Here is a 2,167-nt window from a genome sequence, read left to right on the forward strand (position 1 = left end):
AGGCCTTTCTTCTTGCCACCGATCGCTGCGTTATCCAGGTACCATTCTATGGGAATGTAGGGGCCTTCTCCGTAACGGATTTCCTTGTAGTTGAAGATGTTCAGCAACTGACGGACTATCTCTTCGTTTCTCTTGGGTATGTCTATAACCGTGTTTTCCATCTCTGCTATGAAGTCCCTCTCGAGATCGGTCACGAGCGTTATCTCTCCGTTGTAACGGGTAACGTATCTGGCCTTCTCCAGGTAGTCGAGAGCGTCCTTGACTTCCTTAATAAGCTCGTACTGTTTGTCGAAGATGTTCTTGCAGAGCATACGGGTTATTACAGTCTCACTCGCGCCTATCTTATTCAGGTTTTTCAGTATGTGGAGAGTCTTGAGTATGTCCGAGGCCTTCACGTTCTTTCCCCTGTATTGATCGGCGCCATACACAAGATGGGTGACTCCCGAACCGAAGAAGGAGGGGCCCAAAGCATCGAAGAGATCGGTGGAGCTCACTATCCGGCCGAACTCTTCGTCTTTCAGATTCTTCAGTATTGAATCGACGAGGAAGATGAACTTGCGGGCCGTCGCCTGATAATATGTCGAGCCTATAGTATTCTGCACTAGATCGGGGAGTAACTGGAATTGGTATGGATGGAAGGGGTAGTAAGTCATAAGATCGTCTTTTGTTTCGGTCTTCCTGTAATTTCCGTTCGTGTCGCTGAGGGTCGTTATGTTCCCCTGGTTTTCTCGCATCGTCTTTTCGAACAGGGGCTCTGCCTCTATCTTTTTCTTCAGCAGTCTTTCGCGGGCGACCTCATCCACGTTCTCGGATGTGAGATCGAGCCTCACTTCGAAACGGTCTGTCAGTTTGCCCAGCTTCCGCTTGTCGAAGTCTCTGTTGGCTATTAGCTGGTCGAGCTTTTCCTGTGAGGTTACTATTAGCCTGACCGAGCCCTTTCCCTTCGAGGCGAAGGCCTCTGCGACTCCTTGCAGGGCCAGTATTCTGTCTTCGTTATCTTTGAGGGATATCACGTACTGCCCTATTTCATCCACTATGAAGACGAGTCTCTTTCCAGTCTCTCTCGTGTATTCGAGGCAGTGTTCGGCAAGAACTGTCGGGGAAAGATTATCGTATTTGTTTACCGCAGATTTCAGAAATTCACTCGCTTCATCCGCTGTGTAATCAAGCCTTTCCGTCATAGCTTTTACAGCGTGGCGACGGAATTCACCGACATTTTGAGCCACCTTCGAGTAGTCGTTTCCGCTCTGCTCTATGTAATTGCGTACCTCTTCGAGGTGACCGAATGTATTTAGTTCATACTCCATTATCGCTACGTTAGGGAATGAGGAGTAGCCACAGGTCTCGAGAAACTTCTTGAAGATAGATTGCTGTATCGTCTCCATATTGAGAGAGCTGTCTGCCGTCATTTCGAACATAACGACGGTACTCGCTATGCTGTTCAGCGCCCTTATGTTTCCCTTTATGAATTCCGGGTTCGAACAGTTGCTCAATCTCTCGTTGAAGAGTTCTCGGGCCGTTATTCCCTTGGGCAGAGTGTGGTTGGTAAGCAGATAACCTAGTATTTTCGCGAAGTAGGATTTTCCCGAACCGAAGAAACCGGAGATCCACACACCTATCCTGTCAGTAGAGAGAAGCTTGTAGTTCGTCAGGAAGGCTTCAAGGTGCTTCTCTATCTGGTGGGTGACTATGTACTGGGAGATTTCTTTCTCTTCGACAGCGAGGTCCTGCTCACCGGCCTTTATTACGAGAGGGACTTCGTCATCTATGTTTATCCTAAGAAGCTCTTTAATCTTCATTCCCCTTACCCCCTAGTTCTTCTATCTCAAATTACCAGCGCCCTGTAAACCGAAGTGGTGTGTCTTCCATCCAGGAAGGTCAGTATGTGTTCCTTCCTCTTTCCCGGATAGATAAATAGAACGGGATTGACGAGTTTACCAGTCACTTCCTCTATTAACGGATTCAGACCGAAGAAGCCGTTGAGTATGCCCAGCCTGTGTATGACCGTTATAGAGCTTTCCTGTGAGGCATTCACTATGCGCTCTGTCATATTTGAGTGCAGGAGATGAGCGAAGTCTTTTATGCAGGACTTGCCAAGAAAGGAGAAGTCATCTGCTAGGTTGTCCATCCCATAACTGGTGGCAGTCTCCGAAAGGACGCTTCCCAG

2 protein-coding genes are annotated in these 2,167 nt (G+C 48.2%); both read right to left on the reverse strand.

Annotated features, from left to right (window positions below):
• Positions 1 to 1,799, reverse strand: a 1,799-nt coding sequence (gene brxC / locus ENN47_12505; GenBank protein HDP78969.1) for a BREX system P-loop protein BrxC, incomplete at its 3' end; no start/stop codon positions are given.
• Between the two features lie 26 nt (positions 1,800 to 1,825).
• The coding region (locus tag ENN47_12510) for a DUF1788 domain-containing protein (GenBank protein ID HDP78970.1) at positions 1,826 to 2,167 on the reverse strand (342 nt) is incomplete at its 5' end.

This window comes from Mesotoga infera (assembly GCA_011045915.1).
Lineage (GTDB): Bacteria > Thermotogota > Thermotogae > Petrotogales > Kosmotogaceae > Mesotoga > Mesotoga infera_D.